Below are 19,149 nucleotides of genomic sequence, written 5' to 3' on the forward strand. Positions count from 1 at the left end.
GCGCTACCGAAGGGGAACTGAGATGGACGCGCTGTACACCGCTGTCGCCACCGCCAACGGCCGCGAGGGCCGGGCGGTCAGCTCCGACGGCCAGATCGACCTGGCCCTGGCCATGCCCCCGGCACTGGGGGGCAACGGCGCCGGCACCAACCCGGAGCAGCTCTTCGCCGCCGGCTACGCGGCCTGCTTCGCCAGCGCGATGAGCAATGTCGGCCGCCAGATGAAGCTCGACACCAAGGACGTGTCGGTCACCGCCGAGGTGTCCATCGGCAAGGACGACACCGGCTTCGGCCTGGGCGTCGTCATGCGGGTGGAGCTGCCGGACGCCCTGGCGGGCGAGACCGGGCGGCAGCTGGTCGAGGCGACGCACGCGTACTGCCCGTACTCCAAGGCCACCCGCGGCAACATCGACGTCGAGCTCGTCATCGAGTAGGCACGCGGCGTGCCGGGCGGACCGGGCCCCGGCGAACTCGCGGTGCCCGGTCCGCCCCGCATGTACGGATCAGTGCGCGTGCGGGGTCCCGCGGCGCCGGTGGCCGCGGATCAGCTCCGCGTAGTGCCGGCCGCTGTCCTTGAGGGTGCGGGCCTGGGTCGCGAAGTCGACATGGAACAGGCCGAAGCGCTTGTCGTAGCCGTAGGCCCACTCGAAGTTGTCCATCAGCGACCAGGCGAAATACCCGGCGAGCGGTGCGCCCCGCCGGACCGCGCGGGCGCATGCCGCCACATGCCGGTGCAGATACGCGGTGCGCTCGGGGTCCTCGACGGTGCCCCCGGGGCCGACCACGTCCGGGTAGGCGGAGCCGTTCTCGGTGACATAGATCCTCTGTGCCGCGTACTCCCGGGTCAGCCGCAGCAGCAGCGTCTCGATGCCGCCCGCGTCGATCTCCCAGTCCATGCCCGTACGGGGCACGTGCAGCCGGCGCACCGGACGGGCGAAGGGCGGCGGACCGGCCGGCTCGGCCGCGACCACGGCCGGGAAGTAGTAGTTCAGCCCCAGCCAGTCCAGCGGCTCCGCCATGGTCTTGAGATCACCGGCGCGCTCCGGCAGCTCGACGCCGTACACCTCGCGCATGTCCGCGGGGAAGCCGCGGCCGTGCACCGGGTCGAGCCACCAGCGGTTGGTGTGCCCGTCCATCCGCCGTGCCGCCGCGGCGTCGGCCTCGGACCCGGTGGCGGGCTCGACGGTGCTCAGATTGTTGACGATGCCGATCCCGGCGTCCGCGGCCGCGGCCCGGATCGCCTGTACGGCCAGGCCGTGACCGAGCAGCAGGTGGTACGAGGCACGCACGGCAGCCGGAAGATCCGTGAGACCGGGCGCCATCCGGCCTTCGAGATGGCCGATCCAGGCCGCACACAGCGGCTCGTTGAGTGTGGCCCAGTGCGGGACCCGGTCGCCGAGCTTCGCGGCGACCACCGAGGCGTACGCCGCGAAATGCTCGGCGGTCTCCCGTACGGGCCAGCCGCCGCGGTCCTGGAGCGCCTGCGGCAGGTCCCAGTGGTAGAGCGTGGCGTACGGGGTGATGCCCGCTTCCAGGAGGCCGTCGACGAGCCGGTCGTAGAAGGCCAGGCCCGCGGCGTTGACCCGGCCGTCGCCGTCCGGCACGACCCGCGGCCAGGCCACCGAGAACCGGTAGGCGCCGACGCCCAGTTGGCGCATCAGCGCGATGTCCTCGCGCCAGCGGTGGTAGTGCTCGCAGGCCCGGTCTCCGGTGTCGCCGTTGTCGGTCCTTCCTGGCGTGTGCGCGTAGGTGTCCCAGATGGAGGGGGCGCGGCCGTCCTCGGCCACCGCTCCCTCGATCTGGTACGCCGAGGTGGCCACGCCCCAGGCGAAGTCGTCCGGCAGGGCGGCGAAGTCGATCCGGTCGGTCACGGAGTTCCTTTCGGCGTGCGTCATTTGACGGCCCCGGCGGTGAGCCCGGCGACCAGATAGCGCTGGAGCAGCAGAAACCCGGCGACCACCGGGACGCTGACGACCAAGGACGCGGCCATGACCTGATTCCAGTAGACGTCGTTCTGGGTGGCGTAGCCCTGGAGCCCGACCGAGAGGGTGCGGGTGGTGTCGTTGGTCATCACCGAGGCGAACAGCACCTCGCCCCAGGCGGTCATGAAGGCGTACACGGCGACCGCGATGATCCCGGGGAGCGCGGCCGGCACCACGACCCGGAAGAGCGCACCGAGCGGGCCGCAGCCGTCCACGTACGCGGCCTCGTCCAGCTCGCGCGGCACCGACGCGAAGTACCCGGTGAGCATCCAGATGGAGAACGGGAGGGAGAACGTCAGATAGGTCAGGATCAGGCCGCCGCGGGAGCCGTAGAGGGCGATACCGGTGGAGTTCCCGATGTTGACGTAGATCAGGAAGAGCGGGAGCAGGAAGAGGATGCCCGGGAACATCTGCGTGGACAGGACCGTGACGGTGAAGACCCGCTTGCCGCGGAACTGATAGCGGCTGACCGCGTAGGCGGCGAAGACCGCGACGGTCACCGAGCAGACGGTGGCCGAGCCCGCCACGATCAGTGAGTTGGTGAAGTACCGGGAGAGCGGAACGGTGTGCCAGATGTCGAGGTAGGGGCGGACCGTCAGCTCGCTCGGCAGCCAGCGGAAGGCACCCGAGACATCCTCCAGCGGTTTGAGCGAGCTGCTGAGCATGACGTACACGGGGAGCAGCACGAAGCCGGCCAGTGCGGTGAGGACGATCCGGCGGGTCCAGAGGAACGAGCGGGGCGGAGCGGTGGGGGAGCGCCGGCGGCCGGCTGTACGGGGCGCGCGGGCGGTGTCGCTAGGCATCGGCATGCCTCCTTCCGCGCGAGGTGGCCAGGAGATAGCCGGCCGTCACCACCAGCAGGAAGAGCAGCAGCAGGACGGACATGGCCGAGCCGGTACCAAAGTTCCAGGTGACGAACGAGGACTGGTAGATGTGGATGGAGAGGAGGTCGGCGGCCTCCGGAGCGGCCTTCCCGAACAGCACATACGGCGTGTTGAAGTCGTTGAACGACCACAGGAACAGCACCAGCACCAGCACCTGGTTGATGGGCCGTAAGGAGGGCAGGGTGATCCGGCGGATCTGCCGGACCATGCCCGCTCCGTCGAGCGCCGCCGCCTCGTAGAGGTCCTTGGGGATGTTCTGGAGCGCGGCCATCACCACGAGGAAGGCGAACGGCCAGGTCTTCCAGACGGCGACCACGAGCAGCGCGAGGAAGCTGTTGTCGCCGAGCAGCCAGAAGGGCCGGCCGTCGGTGAGGTGCAGTTGGTCGTGCAGGACATGGTTGACCAGGCCGTTGTCCCTTTGGAACATAAAGGCCCAGGTGATCACCGCGGCGTAGACGGGCAGCGCGTACGGCGTGAGGAAGACGGCCCGCAGCAGACCGCGGCCCCGGAAGTTCTCCTGGAGGAAGAGCGCGGCCGCGGTCCCCAGGAGCCAGCACAGGCCGACCGTCAGCACGCTGAACGCACAGGTGACGAAGAAGGAGTGCAGCAGCGTGGCACCCACCGGGGCGTCGAAATCCACGGTGACGCGGTAGTTGCCCAGCCCCTTCCACGGGGCGGCGCCCCAGTTGCCGAGGAAGAGCTGGGTCAGGTCCTTGAAGCTCATCACGATGCCGATGACCATCGGGACGAGGTGGACCAGCAGTTCCAGCAGCAGCGCGGGGAGCAGCAGCAGGTAGGGCAGGCCGGTGCGGCGCAGCCTGGCAACGGCCCTCATTTCGTCATCTGCTGCTCGGCCTTGCCCAGCCGCGCCTTGACGGAGGCGGTCGTCACCGGGTGGCCGGCCGCCGCGTCGGCGAACAGGTCCTTGATGGCGGTGCCGACGGACGTCTCGAACTGGGACTCCTCGGCGATCTGGGGGAGCGGCGTGGCACTCCTGGCGAGCGTTTCGCGCAGCACCTTGGTGTCCTGGCGGTTGAACGCCGGGTCCTGCTGGGCGGCCGTGACGGGCGGTATGGAGCCGTAGGTCTTGTTGAGCAGCCGCTGTTCGCCGTCGCTCGTCATGAACTTCACGAACTTCCGCGCGCCGTTGAGATTGTGGGTGTTCTTGAAGACGGCGATATTGATGCCGGCGAGCATGGAGTTGGTCTGCCGGCCGGTGCCCGGGGTACCGGACGGGACGGGCACGGGAGCGACGCCCCACTCGTCCGGCTTCATCCCGTCTGCCGCGAAGGTGGTGGCCGCGGCCTGCCACAGCACCATCGCGGTCCGGCCCGTGGCGAAGTCCCGCAGCGACTGGTTCTGCCCGTACTCCGCGTTGCCCGGGGCGATGATCTTGTCCTTGGCCATGAAGTCGATGTACTGCTTGACCGCCGCGACCGCGCCGTCCGAGGTGAAGGTGGGCCTGCCGGAGCGGTCGAAGAAGTCGGCGCCGTGCTGCTTGCCGAGGGCGAAGGCCTGATGGATGTTGTTGGTCAGCTGACCGCCCTCGGCGCCCAGACCCCACTTGCCGTCCTTGGCGATCCGCTTGCCGTCCGCGACCAACTCGGCCCAGGTGGCAGGGGGTTTGCTGATCCCGGCGTCCTTGAACATCTGCTTGTTGTAGTAGAGCGCGTAGGCCAGCGAGTACAGCGGGATCGCGGCCGGTGCCTTGCCGGCCACGCCCGTGGCGTCCAGCGCGGGGGCAAGGAAGCGGTCGCGTCCGCCGATCGCGTCCAGGTTCTCCTCGTCCCAGGGGAGCAGAGCGCCGGTGGCCTGAAGCGAAGCGGACCAGGTGTTGCCGATGTTGAGGACATCGGGCCCCTGACCCGACGTGGTGGCGGTGAGGATCCGGTTGAGCAGATCGGGCCAGGGGATCACCTCCAGCTTCACCTTGATCCCGGTCTGCCGCTCGAACTTCTTCAGCTCGGGACCGAGGATCTTCTTGTCCGCCTCGACGTTCGGCCCCTGGTTGGAAGCCCAGTACGTCAGCGTCGTGGGGGAGTCGTCGCCGGTCCCTCCGGGGCTCGTCCCGCCGCCGCATCCGGATGCCACGGCGGCGAGCGCGGTGGCGGTGGCGGTGACGATCGCGGCTCGGAGTATGCGCATGACGGATACGCCTCTCTCTGAGGAGTCCGGAGGGAGACCGTGTTCACTTCCTGAACGGCCTCATGGCTTAACTTAGGACGTGAGTTAAGGCCCGAGAGGAGGGTGCGTCAAGAGAGCGGACACCGCCAGGTCGCGGGCCGGAAGGGAACAAGATGGTCGAGCGATCCCAACGCACCGTGCGTGACCTGCGGAGGGCCAATCGCAGGGCGGTCCTGCAACGGCTGTATTCCGACGGGCCCATGAGCCGCCAGGAGCTCGGTCCCGCAACGGGCCTCAGTTCAGGCTCCGTCAGCAACGTGGTCACCGAACTCGCCGACGACGGACTGCTGGAGGAGGCCGGTGTGGTCGAATCCGACGGCGGCCGGCCGCGCACCCTGCTCCGGGTGGCCCCGGCGAGCGGCGCTCTGATCGGTGTGGACGTCGGCGAGACCCGGGTCAGGGTCGAACTCTTCGACCTCGCCATGACCGAACTCGCCCGTTCGGAACTCCCGTTGACGCACCACGGCTACGACGTGAACCTCATCGTCCGCCATATCGCCGACGGCATCGCCACCGTGCTACGGGAGAGCGCGGTGGCCCCCGGGAGCCTGCTCGGCGTCGGCGTCGGCGTGCCCGGCATCCTCGACCGGGGCGGGCCCGGCGGCGCGGTCGTCCACGGTCAGACCATCGGCTGGGACGCCGTACCGCTGGAGGCGCTGCTGTGCGAGGCCGTCGAACTCCCCGACGGTGTGGGCTTCTTCCTCAGCAACGGCGCCAAGGCGCTGGGCCAGGCCGAGATGTGGTTCGGCGGCGGCCGCGGCGCCCAGGACGCGGCCATCGTGCTCCTCGGATCCGGTGTCGGCGCCTGCATCGTCACCGACGGCGTCATCGACGGCGGCGCGTGTGACAGTGCCGGTGAGTGGGGGCATCTGACGGTCAGCGTCCGCGGCCGGCGCTGCCGCTGCGGTGCCCGCGGCTGCCTGGAGGCGTACACCGGGGCCGAGGCGCTGCTACAGCGCTGGCAGGAGGCGGGCGGCCGGCTGCCGGCGGACGCCGGCGAGGAGGCGGGGGTCACGGCCCTGCTCGCCGCCGCCTGCCCACCGGACGACGGTACGGCCGCCGACCCGGTCGCACGCTCTGTCCTGGACGAGACCGCGGAGTACCTCGGCGCCGGGATCTCCGACCTCGTCAACCTCTTCAGCCCCGAACGGGTCCTCATCGGCGGCTGGGCCGGCCTCCAGCTCGGCCCGTACCTCCTCCCCGCCGTGCGCGCCTACGCCACCGCCTACTCCCTCGCCCACCCCGCCGGCCGCGTCACCATCGACCTCGGCAGCCTCGGCCCGGACGCCGTCACGGTCGGCGCGGCGACACTGCCGCTGGCGGACTTCTTCGCCAACGGGGGGCGACGCGGCGCGCCGGCCCGGACACCGGGGGAGCGGGTGACCGTGCCGGCAGGGCGCCGCGCACCGGCGGGGCGGCCGCGGGGCGGGTGAACAGCGCCGCAGTGGCGCGGCGCGGGAGGCCCGGGCCCGTCGGACGGCGACCGTGCGGCGGCCGGCCGCTCCGCCGACGGGTGAGCCGCCTGCGCCGCGTCCTCAGGCGTCCTCGGCCGCGTAGACCCGCTGCCCCCCGACGAACGTCTGGAGCACCCGGGTCGCGGCGATCTCCTCGTCGGCGCCGTCGAAGGGGTCCCGGTCGAGGACGACCAGGTCGGCCAGCTTTCCCGGCTGGATGGTGCCGGTGTCGTCGAGGTGGTTGGCGTAGGCGCTGCCGGCCGTGTACGCGGCGAGCGCCGAGCCCAGGTCGATGCGCTGCTCGGGCAGGAAGACGGGTGCCGAGGACGGGCCGTCCGGCGTGCGGCGGTTGACCGCGACATGCAGGGCGGCGATCGGGTCGGGGGAGCTGACCGGCCAGTCGCTGCCCGCCGCGAGGGTGGCGCCCGAGCGCAGCAGATCCCCGAACGGGTACTGCCAGGCGGCCCGTTCGGGTCCCAGGAAGGGGATGGTCAGCTCGTCCATCTGCGGCTCGTGGGCCGCCCAGAGTGCCTGGATGTTCGCCGTCGCGCCGAGCCTGCGGAAGCGCGGGACGTCGTCGGGATGGACCACCTGGAGATGGGCGAGGTGCGGCCGGGTGTCACGCAGTCCGTTCGTCCGCCGGGCCGCCTCGACCGCGTCCAGCGCCTCGCGCACGGCCCGGTCGCCCAGGGCGTGGAAGTGCACCTGGAAGCCCTCCGCGTCCAGCTGGGTGACGTACTTTTGCAGGTCCTCGGGGTCGATGAAGGAGATGCCGCTGTTGTCGGAGGCGCAGCCGCAGGCGGTGAGGTAGGGGCTGAGCAGGGCGGCCGTGTGGTTCTCGGCGATCCCGTCCTGCATGATCTTGACACTGGTCGCCCGGAGTCGTCCGCCGGTCAACTCCTCCCGGCGGGCGATGAGTTCGGGGATCTGCTCCGCCCCGCGGGACCGGTCCCACCACAGCGCCCCCGTCACCCGCGCGGTGAGCTTGCCGTCGCGCCGGGCGGCCACGTACGCGGGGGTGACGTCGGCCCCGCCGGGACCGCGGCCCAGCATCGCGTCCTGCCATGCGGTGACTCCGTACCCGTGGAGGAGACGCTGCGCCCTGAGCAGTCCGGCGGTCTGTTCGGCGAGTGTCGCTTCCGGGATCAGATCGGCCACCAGCTGCATGGCGCCCTCCTGGAGCATGCCGGTCGGGTGGCCTTCGGCGTCCCGCTCGATCCGCCCGTCGGCCGGGTCCGGCGTACGGGAGGTGACTCCGGCCCGCTCCAGGGCACGGGAGTTGGCCCAGCCGCCGTGATGATCGCGGTTGAGGAGGAACACCGGGCGGTCGGGCACGAGGGCGTCCAGGAACCCCCTCGTCGGCATGCCGCCGGGGAACGCCTCCAGGGACCAGCCGCCCCCCGTGATCCACGGTGCCTCCGGATGCGCTGCCGCATAGGCACTGATCAGCTCGCGGTACGCCTCGGAGGTGTCGGCCGCGCTCAGATCGCACAGCGCCAGCTCCAGTCCGCCGCCGACCGGATGGACATGGGCGTCCTGGAAACCGGGGATGAGCAGCTTCCCGTGCAGATCGACGACCTCCGTGGCGGGCCCGATCAGGTCACGGACCTCCGCGTCGTGCCCGACGGCGATGATGCGGTCCCCGCGCACCGCCACCGCGCTCGCCCGGGTGCGTGCGGGGTCGACGGTGTGCACGGGGCCGGAGAGGAAGACGAGGTCGGCGGGGCCGTTGCCGGTGGCGCCGGGGCCGGAGGTGTCCGGGTTCGGCTCCGGGGCCACGGTGGTGCGGAGATCCATGTGGGTGCTGCTCCAGGTGTGTTGGGTGTTTGGGTGAGCGGCGAGGGGGGTGGTCTTCAGGGGCTCAGGGGCTCAGGGGCTCAGGGGCTGGGGCGGGCGGCGGGCCGGGCGCGCGGTCAGCCCTCCGAGGGGGTGGGGAGCGGAGCGGCGTTCGCGTCCATCGGCAGACTGACCGACTCGGCGTCCGTCCCTTGCCCGGTGCGGAAGTACGGGGCACGGCGTACCCACTTGGCCCAGGCGGCGGTGGCCAGGCCCAGCGCGATGAACAGCGCGGGCAGCAGCAGCATGAACCAGCCGTTGTCCGGGCTCGCCTCGAAGTGGTCGCTCATGGTGGCGTAGTCCCAGACGAGATAGCCGCCGAGCCCGAAGAGCGCCAGCGCGCTCACCGCCGGGACGACCACGTCCCGCAGCGCGCGCACCGCTCCGTCGCGCACACTGTGCCGGAAGCGCACCGCGCAGGCGAGCGCGGTGAGCCCGTAGTAGAGGGCCACGGTCAGGCCGATGGAGTTGACGGCCGTCAGGATCATGTCGTTGAGCTTGGGTATGCCGACCGCGAGCACGGCGAGCAGTGCGGCGAGCGCCATGATCAGCACGGTGCCCACGGCGGGGGAGCCGTAGCGCGGGTGCACCCGCTGCCACACCGGGCCCAGCGTCCGGTCGCGGGCCATCGCCAGCGCGCCGCGGGCGGTGGGGATGACGCTCGACTGGAGCGAGGCGAAGGCCGAGCACATCAGGGCGGCCAGGGGCAGCGAGGCCCAGGGTTCCGGTGCCAGTTGGCTGCCGAGGAAGGTGAGTGCCTGCGGCCCGTTGTGGATGAGTTCGCCGGTGCTCATCACCCGCTGGAAGGCGAGCGCACCGATCAGGAACAGCCCCAGCATCGCCACCAGGGCGATCAGTCCGCCGCGTGCCGCGTCGGTGGCGCTGCGGGTCTCCTCGTTGACACTGAACGCGGCGTCCCAGCCCCAGTAGAAGAACACCGCCAGCACCATCCCCTGGGCCAGCGCCTGGGGTGAGGAGATCTCGAAGGGGTTGAGCCAGGACAGCGAGAACGGCTGATCGCCGGTGAACAGGGCGTAGCCGCAGAAGAGCAGCAGAACTGTGTACTCGAAGACCAGCAGCCACATCTGAAGCCGGGTCGCGGCGTGCACGCCCGTAATGGCGGTGACCGTGACGATGACCAGCGCGACCAGACCGACGGCGGTGCTGATACCGGTCGACGCCGGATCCAGCGGGAGCCCCCAAATGCTGTGCAGGCCCAGCTTGTTGAGGAACTGGAGCACGACGGAGCCGGTCACCGCGCCCGTGTACGCCATGAAGATCACGTTGCCGACCAGCACCACCCACCCGGTCAGGAATCCGGGCCAGGGGCCGATGGACCGGCCCACCCAGGTGTAGCCGCTGCCGCAGTTCGGTTCGGTGCGGTTGAGCCGGGCGTACGACAGCGCGATACCGAGGATGGGCAGAAAGGCCAGCAGCAACAGCGCGGGCGTCTGCCGGCCGGTGTACGCGGCCAGGGTGCCCATTCCGATGCCGATGCTGGTGGTCGCGGCGGTGCTCGACGCGGCGATCGCCACCCCGTCCTTCACCCCCAGCGAGCGGCGCATTCTCGCCGGGCCGGGATCCTGCTGCACTGCGGAAGGCATGGCACTCACTCCTAGGACGGCGGGCCGGGACCGGTCTCGGCCGGCCAGGGGGACGCGGAGGTGCGGGTGGGGCGGCGGGGCGGGGCGGCGCGGGCCGGGCCCTGGATCGGGGTCCGGTCGCGTCGTACGGAAGGGGGGTGGTGCGGGATGTGGCACCGCGGTGATCCGTGTATGTCCGCCGATGAAACAGCCCCTTCACCCTTGTGTCAACGGTGTTGACGTAACCTGGTGATTAACTGGCTCCGCGAGGGCCCGGGGGCCGGGGCGGAGTGAAGCGGAGGGTTGCGGCGTGGCGGAGAGCGAGCGCGTCCCGGTCGAGCGCAAGCGGCGCCGGCCGACCAGTTCAGGCGTGGTCCTGTCGGCCGACCTCATCGTCGACGCCGCATGCGAACTCATCGACGCCCAGGGGGCGCAGGCCTTCACGGTGCGCAAACTCGGCGCGGCGCTCGGCGCCGACCCGTCCGCGGTCTACCGCTACTTCCGCAACACCGAGGATCTGCTGCTGGCGCTGGCCGACCGCCTCATCGGCGAGTCCATGACCGGCTTCGCGCCCAGTGGCGACTGGGCCGCCGACCTGCGCGACTTCGGCCTGCGGGCCTACCGCTCCGCGCTGCGCCACCCGCAGATCGCCGCGTTCAGCACCGTCCGGGTCACGGGCCGGCCGCATGAGCAGCACGCGGTCGACACGGGGATCGGTCTGCTGCTCCAGGCCGGGTTCGACGAGGCCGGCGCCGTCCGCCACTACCACGCACTCGTCGACACCGCCCTCGGCCATGCGGCCCTGGACGCCGGCGTCCTGCGACTGGCGCCCGCCCAGCGCGCGGCGGACGAGCAGGCCTGGCAGGACGCGTACGCCGGGCTGCCCGCGGAGGACTTCCCCAGCCTGCACCGCGTACGGGAGCACCTCCCGCTCATGGCGGGCTCGGCCGTCGAGCCCGCGCTCGACCTGCTCATCGGGGCCCTGCGGCGAGAGGCGGCGGAACGGGAGGGATGACGGGGACCATCCGGGCATTTCGCTCCCCCGGGTGCAAACATGAGGCATGCCCCTTCCACGGCGGATGCCTCTGCGCGGACGACGGGAACTGAGCCACGTCCTGGTGCTGCTCCCGATCGGGCTGATCGTGGCGGTCTGCGTGATCGATGTTCTCGCGCCGCCCGACATCCATCTGGGGCCGCTGCTCGTCGCGGCTCCCGCGATCACCGCGGCCTTCGCCGGGCCACGACTGACGGCGGCGATCGGTGCGCTGGCGGTGGCCGCCCAGGTGTCCATCGGCATCGCGCGCCAGGTGCTGTTCACCGGGAACCTCCAGGCCCAGATCGCCTCGCTGGTGGTCGTCTCCGGGCTGGTCGTGCTCTTCACCGTCGTACGGGAGCGCAACGAACGCCGGCTCACACAGAGCCGCTCGGTGGCCACCGTCGCGCAGCAGGTCCTGCTCCGGCCGCTGCCCGCCCGCAGTGGCGCCCTGGAGATCGCCTCCTTCTATCAGGCGGCCGAGGAGGAAGCGGAGATGGGCGGTGATCTGTTCGCGGCGGCGCGCACCACCACCAGCACCCGGCTGATCATCGGCGACGTCCGGGGCAAGGGGCTGCCCGCCTACAGTCACGCCGCCCTCCTCCTGGGTGCCTTCCGGGCCGCCGCCCACCGCCAGGCCACCCTGCCCAGACTGGCCGTCCACCTCGACGGAGCCGTCCGCTGGGACAGCAGCCAGTGGGACAACGCGCGGGGCGTCGAGAGCGGGCCGGAAGCCGTGATCGGCGCCGACCCCGGCACGGGCGCCGGCTTCCTCCCCGCCGCCACTCCGGTTCCCGACCCCGTCCCCGACACCGACTCCGCCCCCGGTACTGACCCCGCCCCCAACACCGACCCCGCCCCCGTCCTCGACACCGATGAGACCTTCGCGACCGTCGCGCTGCTGGACATCCCCGACCGCTGGCACGTCCTCCGCCTCATCAGCTGCGGCCACCCGCCCCCACTGCTGCTGCGCGACGGGCGGGCCACCCCGCTGTCCGCGGAGCGGCCCGCGCTGCCCATCGGCCTCGGCGGGCTGGCCGGCGCCCCGGACTACGAGGTCGAGACCTTCCCCTTCGCACCGGGAGATCTGCTGCTGCTCTACACGGACGGGGTGAGCGAGGCCCGTGACGGCAAGGGCACCTTCTACCCCCTTGCCGAGCGCGCCGGAGCCTGGAGCGAGAGCGGTCCTCAGCAGGTGCTGCGCCGACTGCGCGCGGACCTGCTGGCGCACACGAACGGCCGGCTCGGCGATGACGCCGCCGCGGTCGCGCTACGACGCATGCCCGCCCCGCCGCCTGCCGCGGGGCCGGGCGTTTCCTCGACGAGGGCCGGGGCGGACGATCCGGCATCGCAGGGATGAATTCCATCACCCTCTAGATTCCGCAATATATCGGGCATGCCGCAAACAAAATCCTCTCCGGAAATTCTCTTTTGCTGCTACATAACCCATTTCATGGCATCACCCTGTGCTACCGACCTTTCCCCTCCGCCGCCCCTCCGGTCCGCTGCTCTCCGCCTGACGCTTCCTCAGTGCCGCCCCACTTGATAGACACGTCCGCATCATCCGCAAGTGGTACAGGACGCGCACCATGACCGACCGCAACACCTCTGACCACCAGATATTCGAGCTCGACCTCGCCGCGCACGAAGCCCGTCGACGAGCCGAAGTCCTCGCGGCGCTGGGTGACACCTGGGACCCCGTCGCGGTGATGGAGGGCGAGAACGACGCGTACCGGCTCCTCTACTCGGGCCTGGACGCGGAGCAGCAGGCCACCTACGACATGCTGGTCGCCGCCGAGGTGCTGCCGGGCCCCGGGCAGGCCTGAGCATGCTGCCGCTCGACCCGACCGCCGATATCGGCCGCCGCGCCTGGGTCCCGTGCCCCCGCTGCCAGGACCACCAGGGCTGCGGCACCTGCCGCGACGGCCGCACCTGCGGTGACCACTGGCGCTACCTCCTGTCGAACAAGGGCAGCGTCCTGCACCTCCAGTGCCCCAACTGCACCCACCTGTGGGCCTGGCAGTCGGGCTTCGGAGCGGGCGGCCGCTCCGGCGGCTGACGCCGGACCGCCATCAGGCCGACGGCCGCGCCCCCGGACGCCGACGAGCACGGGACGGCCGCCGGGTATCCCTCGCCCCGCGCACCGCCTACCGCCACCGCCCCCGCCCGTCGGCGCGTCCTACATCAGCCGCTGCCTCGCCTCCCCGTGCGCGGTCTCGAGTGCCTTCTCGGCCGGTACGGCACGATCCGGCTGCACCCCGACGCCCTCCCAGTTGGTGCCCGTGACGGCGTTGATGGTCCGGGCCGTCGGCACGGCGACCGTGATGTGCTCCGTCACCGGATGCCGGGCGGTCGGGTGCGCACCGCCTCTCGTCGTCTCGCCGACCACCTCGGCACGGCCGTGAGCCTGGAGGGTGTACGCCACGTCCTCGCCGCCCGAGAAGGTCGTCGCGCTGGTGAGTACGTACACCGGACGACCGAGATAGCGCGGCGCGGGCAGATACGGGAGGGTCCAATACTGCCGGGTGGAGTCGGTGGAGCGCTCGTAGAAGTCGTTGAGGTGCACCTCGTCGTCGGGGAAGAAATAGCTGCACCACATCGCGGCGCCCGCGGGTGAGCCGCCGCGGCACTCCCGCAGATCGAGAAGGAGTGCACGGGTGTGCGCCACCAGCTCCATGGCCGCACCGATCGCGCGGGCGCCCTCCCCGGCGTCCGCTATCCATCGGATGTCCAGACAGCCGATATTGCCGTCGAGCTGTTCACAGCGGTGGATGCCCTGGTTTTCGGTCCGCATCAACGCGAGGAAGGCTGCCCGGCCCCCATCGTCGTCTCCGGGTCCGGTGGACCGGGGCTCGTCCTCCCACAACAGCCTGAGGTGTCTGTCCGGGCAGGCCTCCTGGAGATGCGCGGTCACCGCCTCGCACAGCGCGGCACCGCTCAGTGAGTCGTACTCACCGGCTGCCAGCCGGGCGCGGACCGCCCGGTCGGCCTCCGCGGCGCGCCGGGGGAAGACATAGCCCGCCATGATGCGGTCGAGGGCGCTGTGGATGATCTCTGTGTTGCCGGGCATTGCCAGTGATCCTCGATTCGGGTCGGGTGTGCCGAGGCCGCCGGGGCGGGCGGCCGTCGCGCTTCGGTGCGGTGCGGCGGCCGGCCGGCGGCGGTAGCGTGCGGTTCATGGAGCTGCGCGCGCGATCGCTTTGGCTGTTGACCGAGCCGCTGCATGCGGTGTGCTACTTCGACGACAAGTGCCGTGACCTGGGCAAGGATCTCGGCCTCAAGGGCTTCTGGATGGGGTACTTCGCCTCCCGCACGGCGCCCTTGGGGGCAGTGGAACCCGCGGCGGCCACGGCCGTGCTCGGGGTGTTCGCCCCGGGGATGGTGGCCCGTGCGCTGCCGGCGGCCTGGAGCGTCACCAGCCCGGCGCACATCCTCGACGAGCGCGGCAGCCGGGCGGCCCACGCACTGCGCGGGATCGCCCCCGAGCTGGAGCACGCAGCAGCCGACATGCTGCCCCCGCTCCAGACGATCGTCGACGCGGCACCGGCCACCGCCCGCCCCCTGTTCGCCGCCAACCGCGTACTGTGCGACCACGCCGACCCCGTCGAGCGGTTGTGGCAACTGGTCACCACCCTGCGGGAGTTCCGAGGCGATGCGCATCTCGCCGTGCTCGCCGACGAGGGTCTCGACGGCTGCGAGGCCCTCGTCCTGGCCGCCGCATCGGGCCGTGTTCCCCGGGACACCATGCGGCAGGACCGCGGCTGGAGCGAGGAGGAGTGGTCCGCGGCGGCCGACCGGCTACGCTCCCGTGGCCTCGTGGACGCACAGGGCGACGCAACCGAACACGGCCGGCAGGAACGGGAGCGCATCGAGGCGGCGACCGACCGGCTGGCCGGCCGACTGCTGTATCCACTGCCCGAGGCGGAGACCGAACGCATGCTGCACACGCTGGAACCCGTGGTCCGGCGCATCCTGGCCGCGGACGTGCTGCCCTTCCCCAACCCGATCGGTCTGCCGCACCTCGACGAGCCCACGCCGCGCGGCGCCAACTCCCGCTAACCCAGCCGCTTTCCAGCCTCCTTGAGCTTCTGCTGGAGATCCACCGTGTCGGATGCGGGCGGCGCCTGGACCGTGACCGGCTTGTTGACGTCGAAGAACCGTATGGTCACGTCCAGCGGACCCTGGGCCGCCTGCGCACGCTCACGGAACTTCACGGTGCGGTCGTCGGGACCGACCCACATGTCCAGGCTCAGCTTGGTCACGCCGAGCTGCTTGTACTGCTCGATGACCCTCTTGCGGCGCTCCGCGTCCAGTGCGCTCTTGGCGGCCCGCTTGGTCAGCAGATCCGTCACATCGACCACACCGGCGTAGTGCGTCGTCCGCACCCCGTCGACAGTCTCCTCGCCGACCTTCTTGACGTTGTCCGACTGGGGGAGCAACGACGCCTGCGCCGCCGGGTCCTGGTCGGCCTGCCGCTCCATCCCCCCGAGGCCGCCGGCCCCCGCGCCCTTCTTGCCCTTCATGGCGAACTTGAGCCAGTGCTTCCCGTCCATCGCGGCCGCCGCCTGCCGGCCCCCGCCGAGATACACCGCGTCCCCGACGAGCCGCACCGAGAACTCGCCCTCCTCCTTGCCCCCGGAGGCCTTCATCCGCATATCGATGGCGCGCGGGCGGAGGCTGAACGACACCTTGCCCTCGACGGTCCCCTGGCCCGGGACCTTGCCGGAGAGGCGATACGACACGGAGTTGAGCTTGGCGCCCTTGTCGACGGCCTTCTGCACCGCGGCGACCGGCACGGCGTTGATGTTGCCCGACGCGGCTCCGCGGTCGTCGGACGCGCCGCCGGACGCCGTGCATGCCGCCGTGCCGCACAGGACGGCTCCGGTGAGCAGCGTCCCCACGACGCGGGACGAGGTACGGGAAAAGTGAGTCATGGCCCCCCATGAGCACATGGAACGATAAAAATGTCGTCGATCACGACACTAGCCCACGACACTGACAATCCGCGTTGCGTATTTACGCAGCCACGTGACCAGGGAATATGACATCCGGACCACGTCGAAGCGCGATCGAGGGCCGCGCACCGGGGTGATTTTCATCTGGTGGTTCGATGGGTGCTTTGGGGTGCTTTGCTGAGCCAGATCGGGACACCTCTGCCCAAGAGGCGTTGAATGAGTATGGATCCTAGAGAGTTGTGGGACCGCAACGCCGTGCTGGCAGAAGCGTTTTGTCTGGGCGATGAGCGGGTGCGTGAGGCGCAGGCCAGGCTTGACGAGGCCCAGGCCGACCGGTCACGGGTTTTGGCGGCGTTTGCGGTAACGGTGGGCAGTACCGGCGCGGTGGCCGGTCTGTTCGGTTTGAACGAGCGTGAAGTGCGGATCGCCCGGCGCACGGTGGGCAAGGACGACGCCCGCGCCGTGGCCGAAGAGCTGCTGGCGGCCTCCACTCCCGCCGCGCCGGTGCGGGAGCCCGACGAGGCCTCGCCGGCGCCCGATCCCGCTGCCGAATATTCCCACCAGAACCCGACTGCCGGAACGCGTCCCGCCGGCTCGCCCCGCGAAGGTGCCGGCGGCACAGGCGCCCCGGAACAGAACTGGTCCCCGGCGATGGACGCGGTCCTCATCGGCAGTTGGCAGACCGGCGTGGATTTGCGTGAACTTGCCGCCGAATTCGGGCTCGACCTCACCCGCCTGGTCACCCGCGCCCAACAGCTGTCCGCCCAGGGGCGGTTCTATCCGGGCCCGGCCGAGAACCATGCAGGACGCCACCGGCGCGGCCCCGGCGAGGTGCACGAGACCGAATACACCATCCCCGCACAGCAGACGGCCGCCTGGAACGCCGCGCCCTCCGGATACCAGATGGCATCGGCCTGGCACACCGGCACGATGCCGTCCGCGGATTCCGTCCCGGACATGGCCGCACTTGCCTCGGAATGGGACAACGCCCTTGCTCCGTGGGGGACCCTCGCGCCCTCGCACGAGGATTCCGCACCGGCCCATCAGCCCTGGGCCCAATACCACCTCAGTTCCTGACACCGGCACGATTCCCTGGCAATACGTACGTACCCCGCCCCCGCAGGCCGTCACCGGCCCTGCCGCGGACGACACGTCCCCGCCCGGATTCCTGAGCGGGGACGACGAGAGGAGGAGGCCGAGGCCATGGCGACGGAGGAAGCGCGGGCCGGTGCGCTGGACGGAAAGGTCGCGCTGGTCGCCGGCGCGACGCGAGGCGCCGGGCGGGCGATCGCGGTGGAACTCGCCCGCGCGGGCACCGTGGTGTACGCCACCGGGCGCAGCAGCCGGACCGCAGGCCGCTCGGAGATCAACCGGCCGGAGACGATCGAGAAGACCGGTGAACTGATCGCCGAGGCCGGGGGCACCGGTACGGCCCTGCGGGTGGACCACCTCGACAGCGACCAGGTCCGCGCTCTCGTCCAGCGCATCGACCGGGACCACGGCCGCCTCGACATCCTCGTCAACGACATCTTCGGCGGCGATGCCTACGCCCAGTTCGGCACCACCCTCTGGGAGCACGATCTCACCGGGGGCCTGCGGATGCTGCGCATGGGCATCGACACCCATGCGATCACCAGCCACCACGCGCTGCCACTGCTCATCCGCCGCCCCGGCGGGCTGGTGATCGAGATGACCGACGGCACCGCGGAGTACAACGCCGCCTACCGGCACCACGAGGGCTTCTTCTACGACCTGGTCAAGGCCGCCGTGCAGCGGATGACCCTGGCCCAGAGCCATGAACTCGCCCCGCACCACGGCTCCGCCGTCGCCGTGACCCCCGGCTGGCTGCGCTCGGAGAAGATGCTCGAGGCCTTCGGTGTGACCGAGGACAACTGGCGGGAGGCGACGGTGAACGTGCCGCACTTCTGCATCGCCGAATCCCCGGTCTATGTCGCGCGGGCGGTCGTCGCCCTCGCCGCGGACCCGGACGTCGCGCGCTGGACGGGCACGGTCGTCTCCAGCGGGCAACTCGCGCCCCTCTACGGATTCACCGACACCGACGGCACCCGGCCGGACTGCTGGCGCTACGTCGTCGAGGTCCAGGACCGGGGCCTCCCGGCCGACGACACCGGCTATCGCTGACGGCCGTTCGTCACGGGAAGGCCACGCGGCCCTGGCGGGTGGAGTGCCTGTTCCGGGCCCTGAAGGGGGTGCGGGAACCCTTCCGCCGGAGCCCCGGATGAGCTCTCTAGCCCGCCGTCTCGCCCGCATGCGGTGACAGCGTTCCTGCCGCGACCAGGGCGAACAGGACTATGCCCAGCAGGATGCGGTAGATGACGAAGGGCATGAAGCTCTTGTGGGAGATGAACTTCATGAACCATGCGATCACGGCATAGCCGACGACGAAGGCGATGACCGTGGCGAAGACGGTGGGGCCCCAGGCGACATGGCCCTGGCCGGCGTCCTTGAGCTCGAAGACGCCGGAGGCCAGGACCGCCGGGATGGCGAGCAGGAACGAGTAGCGGGCCGCGGATTCGCGGGTGTAGCCCATGAGGAGGCCGCCGCTGATCGTGGCGCCCGAGCGGGAGACGCCGGGGATGAGCGCCATGGCCTGGCAGACGCCGTACAGCAGGCCGTCCTTGACACTGAGGTCGGTGAGGCTCTTGCGCTGCTTCGCGGCGCGGTGCCGGCCGCCGGTCTCGTCGCGGGCGGCCAGCCGGTCGGCGATGCCGAGGACCACGCCCATCACGATGAGGGTGGTGGCGATCAGCCGCAGATCGCGGAACGGGCCCTCGATGGCGTCCTTGAGCGTGATGCCCAGCACACCGATCGGGATCGAGCCGACGATCACCAGCCAGCCCATCTGGGCGTCGTGATCGTGCCGCAGCTCCCGGTTGAAGAGGGAGCGGGCCCACGCCGAGATGATCCGCCCGATGTCCTTGCGGAAGTAGATGATGACGGCCGCTTCGGTGCCGATCTGTGTGATGGCGGTGAACGCCGCACCGGGGTCCTGCCAGCCGGCGAACGCCGCGGTCAGACGAAGGTGCGCACTGGACGAGATCGGCAGAAACTCGGTCAACCCTTGGACGAGTCCGAGGACGAAAGATTCAAACCAAGACATGGAAAACACGCTATCCAAGGGTGATCAAGCGCTGACCTGCGCAAGATGGGAGAAAGCGGACGGTGGCGGCGGATGCGGATCATCGCCGACAGGGGGCAGCGTAACGTCCGGAGGTGTA

At 70.9% G+C, this 19,149-nt stretch carries 18 protein-coding genes; 9 read left to right on the forward strand and 9 right to left on the reverse strand.

The window, feature by feature from the left end; genetic code table 11:
- Window positions 1-22: 22 nt before the first annotated feature.
- The gene (locus M8I34_RS28450) at window positions 23-433 is read left to right on the forward strand and encodes an organic hydroperoxide resistance protein (protein ID WP_030083791.1); all 411 of its coding nucleotides are present in this window, start codon (window positions 23-25) and stop codon (window positions 431-433) included.
- 69 nt (window positions 434-502) lie between these two features.
- On the opposite strand, the gene M8I34_RS28455 is transcribed toward M8I34_RS28450, so the two are convergent.
- The 4 genes from M8I34_RS28455 to M8I34_RS28470 are packed head-to-tail and all read right to left on the reverse strand — an operon-like array spanning window position 503 to window position 5,010.
- Entirely contained in the window at window positions 503-1,894 is a 1,392-nt protein-coding gene (locus M8I34_RS28455) for a GH1 family beta-glucosidase (RefSeq protein ID WP_250054003.1), read from the reverse strand.
- Window positions 1,891-2,784: a carbohydrate ABC transporter permease gene (locus M8I34_RS28460; protein ID WP_250054006.1), complete on the reverse strand. Its 894-nt coding sequence runs from the start codon at window positions 2,782-2,784 to the stop codon at window positions 1,891-1,893. Before M8I34_RS28460 ends, M8I34_RS28455 begins: the two co-directional genes overlap by 4 nt.
- Window positions 2,777-3,700, reverse strand: coding sequence for a carbohydrate ABC transporter permease (locus M8I34_RS28465; RefSeq protein ID WP_250054008.1), 924 nt, complete (start codon window positions 3,698-3,700; stop codon window positions 2,777-2,779). Before M8I34_RS28465 ends, M8I34_RS28460 begins: the two co-directional genes overlap by 8 nt.
- A complete protein-coding gene (locus tag M8I34_RS28470) occupies window positions 3,697-5,010 on the reverse strand; it encodes a sugar ABC transporter substrate-binding protein (RefSeq protein ID WP_250054010.1) in 1,314 nt (437 codons plus the stop codon). The genes M8I34_RS28465 and M8I34_RS28470 overlap by 4 nt, the downstream gene beginning before the upstream one ends.
- Before the next feature lie 152 nt (window positions 5,011-5,162).
- Here M8I34_RS28470 and M8I34_RS28475 point away from each other — a divergent pair, with 152 nt between their 5' ends.
- Window positions 5,163-6,482, forward strand: coding sequence for an ROK family transcriptional regulator (locus M8I34_RS28475; protein WP_250054013.1), 1,320 nt, complete (start codon window positions 5,163-5,165; stop codon window positions 6,480-6,482).
- A 102-nt stretch (window positions 6,483-6,584) separates the two neighbouring features.
- Here M8I34_RS28475 and M8I34_RS28480 read toward each other — a convergent pair whose 3' ends face one another.
- The gene (locus tag M8I34_RS28480) at window positions 6,585-8,300 is read right to left on the reverse strand and encodes an amidohydrolase (protein ID WP_250054015.1); all 1,716 of its coding nucleotides are present in this window, start codon (window positions 8,298-8,300) and stop codon (window positions 6,585-6,587) included.
- 116 nt (window positions 8,301-8,416) lie between these two features.
- Window positions 8,417-9,943: an APC family permease gene (locus tag M8I34_RS28485; RefSeq protein ID WP_250054017.1), complete on the reverse strand. Its 1,527-nt coding sequence runs from the start codon at window positions 9,941-9,943 to the stop codon at window positions 8,417-8,419.
- A 289-nt stretch (window positions 9,944-10,232) separates the two neighbouring features.
- Between M8I34_RS28485 and M8I34_RS28490 the strand changes: the two genes are divergently transcribed.
- The 4 genes from M8I34_RS28490 (at window position 10,233) to M8I34_RS28505 (ending at window position 13,014) form a co-directional block, all read left to right on the forward strand.
- Window positions 10,233-10,937, forward strand: a complete 705-nt coding sequence (locus M8I34_RS28490) for a TetR/AcrR family transcriptional regulator (protein ID WP_250054019.1) — start codon at window positions 10,233-10,235, stop codon at window positions 10,935-10,937.
- 46 nt (window positions 10,938-10,983) lie between these two features.
- Complete coding sequence (locus tag M8I34_RS28495; RefSeq protein WP_250054021.1) at window positions 10,984-12,315, forward strand: PP2C family protein-serine/threonine phosphatase; 1,332 nt, start codon at window positions 10,984-10,986, stop codon at window positions 12,313-12,315.
- A 229-nt stretch (window positions 12,316-12,544) separates the two neighbouring features.
- A complete protein-coding gene (locus M8I34_RS28500) occupies window positions 12,545-12,781 on the forward strand; it encodes a DUF6400 family protein (RefSeq protein ID WP_244417298.1) in 237 nt (78 codons plus the stop codon).
- A gap of 2 nt (window positions 12,782-12,783) precedes the next feature.
- Window positions 12,784-13,014, forward strand: coding sequence for a hypothetical protein (locus M8I34_RS28505; RefSeq protein WP_250054023.1), 231 nt, complete (start codon window positions 12,784-12,786; stop codon window positions 13,012-13,014).
- Window positions 13,015-13,134: 120 nt separating this feature from the next.
- Here M8I34_RS28505 and M8I34_RS28510 read toward each other — a convergent pair whose 3' ends face one another.
- Complete coding sequence (locus M8I34_RS28510; RefSeq protein ID WP_250054025.1) at window positions 13,135-14,025, reverse strand: S41 family peptidase; 891 nt, start codon at window positions 14,023-14,025, stop codon at window positions 13,135-13,137.
- Between the two features lie 107 nt (window positions 14,026-14,132).
- Between M8I34_RS28510 and M8I34_RS28515 the strand changes: the two genes are divergently transcribed.
- Entirely contained in the window at window positions 14,133-15,014 is an 882-nt protein-coding gene (locus M8I34_RS28515; RefSeq protein ID WP_250054027.1) for a hypothetical protein, read from the forward strand.
- Here M8I34_RS28515 and M8I34_RS28520 read toward each other — a convergent pair.
- Window positions 15,011-15,889 carry a hypothetical protein gene (locus M8I34_RS28520; RefSeq protein WP_250054029.1) on the reverse strand — a complete coding sequence of 293 codons (879 nt, stop codon included), beginning with the start codon at window positions 15,887-15,889 and terminating at the stop codon, window positions 15,011-15,013. The two genes, M8I34_RS28515 and M8I34_RS28520, sit on opposite strands and share 4 nt — an antisense overlap.
- Before the next feature lie 258 nt (window positions 15,890-16,147).
- Between M8I34_RS28520 and M8I34_RS28525 the strand changes: the two genes are divergently transcribed.
- Together M8I34_RS28525 and M8I34_RS28530 are read left to right on the forward strand one after the other, a co-directional pair.
- Window positions 16,148-16,987: a hypothetical protein gene (locus M8I34_RS28525; protein WP_250054037.1), complete on the forward strand. Its 840-nt coding sequence runs from the start codon at window positions 16,148-16,150 to the stop codon at window positions 16,985-16,987.
- A 126-nt stretch (window positions 16,988-17,113) separates the two neighbouring features.
- A complete protein-coding gene (locus tag M8I34_RS28530; RefSeq protein WP_250054040.1) occupies window positions 17,114-18,052 on the forward strand; it encodes an SDR family oxidoreductase in 939 nt (312 codons plus the stop codon).
- Between the two features lie 106 nt (window positions 18,053-18,158).
- On the opposite strand, the gene M8I34_RS28535 is transcribed toward M8I34_RS28530, so the two are convergent.
- Window positions 18,159-19,031: an undecaprenyl-diphosphate phosphatase gene (locus M8I34_RS28535; RefSeq protein WP_250054042.1), complete on the reverse strand. Its 873-nt coding sequence runs from the start codon at window positions 19,029-19,031 to the stop codon at window positions 18,159-18,161.
- Window positions 19,032-19,149 lie beyond the last annotated feature (118 nt).

The organism is Streptomyces sp. MCA2, from assembly GCF_023544705.1.
Classification (GTDB): Bacteria; Actinomycetota; Actinomycetes; order Streptomycetales; family Streptomycetaceae; genus Streptomyces; species Streptomyces decoyicus.